Here is a 1,617-nt window from a genome sequence, read left to right on the forward strand (position 1 = left end):
CCGGGCCACCTGTGGCCGCGGCAGGGCCTGGAACATCGCTGGCCGACCGTTGATGTTCAGCTCGATATCCGGCGCGGCAAGGTCGTCGACTTCCGTCCAGCCGATGATTTTGAACTTCGCCTGGTCATCCCCCAGCAGATAGGGGGGATCGAGGGTCATCAGGTGGTAGGCGCTCATTCGCTTGCCAGCTCTCGCTCGGCGTCAGCTGTTCACCTCCACCAGCGGCCGGTCGTAGGCGCAGATGGTCGCCATCTGCAGTATGCGCGACACGTTGGAGCCGAGCGGGCAGATCTGTACCGGCTTGCTCATCCCGAAGAGGATCGGCCCGATCACCTCGGCCCCACCCATCACCTTGATAAGCTGGGTGGAGATGGCGGCGGAGTGGATGGCCGGCATGATCAGCACGTTGGCCGGGCCGGTCAGGCGCATGAACGGATAGGCGCCGCGGCTCTCCGGCTCCAGCGCCAGCTCCGGCGGCATCTCGCCCTCGTACTCGAAGTCGAGGCCGTCCATCTCGTCCAGCATGGCCACCGCCTGGCGCACCCGCTCGGACCGCTCGCCCATGGGGTTGCCGAACGTGGAGTAGCTGAGGAAGGCGAGCCGCGGGGTGTAGCCAAGGGTCTTCACCGCACGAGCCGCCTCGATGGCGATCTCCACCAGTTCCTCGGCCACCGGCATCTCGGTGACGTTGGTGTCGGCGATGAACAGGGTGCGGCCCTTGGCCATCACCACGCTCATGCCGATGATGCGGCCGTCGTCGGCCGGGTCGATGACGTTCAGCACCTCTTCCAGCACCTGGTCGAAGTTGCGGGTGACCCCGGTGACCATGCCGTCGGCGTGGCCTAGCGCCACCATGGCGGCGGCGAAGGCGTTACGGTCCTGGTTGATCAGGCGCTGGATGTCGCGGCGCAGGAACCCCTCGCGCTGCAAGCGGGCGTAGAGGTAGTCCACCGCCGCCTCGTTCCAGGTGGACAGCCGGGCGTTCAGGATCTCGATTCCGGCTTCCTTGGGGTCGACCCCGGCGGCCAGCATGTTCTCGTGGACCAGGTCCTCACGGCCGACCAGCACCGCCTGGCCGAGGCCCTGCGTCTGAAAGGCGTAGGCAGCGCGGATCACCGCCTGCTCCTCGCCCTCGGCGAAGACGATCTTCTTGCGCGGCCCCGACAGCACCGCGCCCTGCAGCTTCTGCGAGAAGGCGGCCGTAGGGTCCATCCGCTGAGCGAGGCTGGCCTTGTAGGCCTCCATGTCGGCGATCGGCTTTCGCGCCACGCCGGTGTCCATCGCCGCCTGGGCGATGAACGGCGGGATGTAGCTGAGCAGCCGCGGATCGAACGGTGTGGGGATGATGTAGTTGGGGCCGAACTTGAGTTGCGTGCCGCCATAGGCCGCGGCCACCTCGTCCGGCACGTCCTCGCGGGCCAGCATGGCCAGCGCGTTGGCGCAGGCGATCTTCATTTCCATGTTGATCTGCCGGGCCCGCACGTCCAGCGCGCCGCGGAACAGGTACGGGAAGGCCAGGACGTTATTGACCTGGTTTGGATAGTCGCTGCGCCCGGTGGCGACGATCGCATCGGGGCGGACCGTATAGACTTCTTCCGGCAGGATCTCCGGGTCCGG

The 1,617-nt window shown here is 67.0% G+C and carries 1 protein-coding gene; it reads right to left on the bottom strand.

The genetic code is table 11. The features are described from left to right. Positions 1-201 precede the first annotated feature (201 nt). The coding region (locus tag QZV94_RS25035; RefSeq protein ID WP_293683212.1) for a phosphate acyltransferase at positions 202-1,617 on the bottom strand (1,416 nt) is incomplete at its 5' end.

This window comes from uncultured Phenylobacterium sp., assembly GCF_902826855.1.
In the GTDB taxonomy this organism is placed as follows: Bacteria; Pseudomonadota; Alphaproteobacteria; order Caulobacterales; family Caulobacteraceae; genus Phenylobacterium.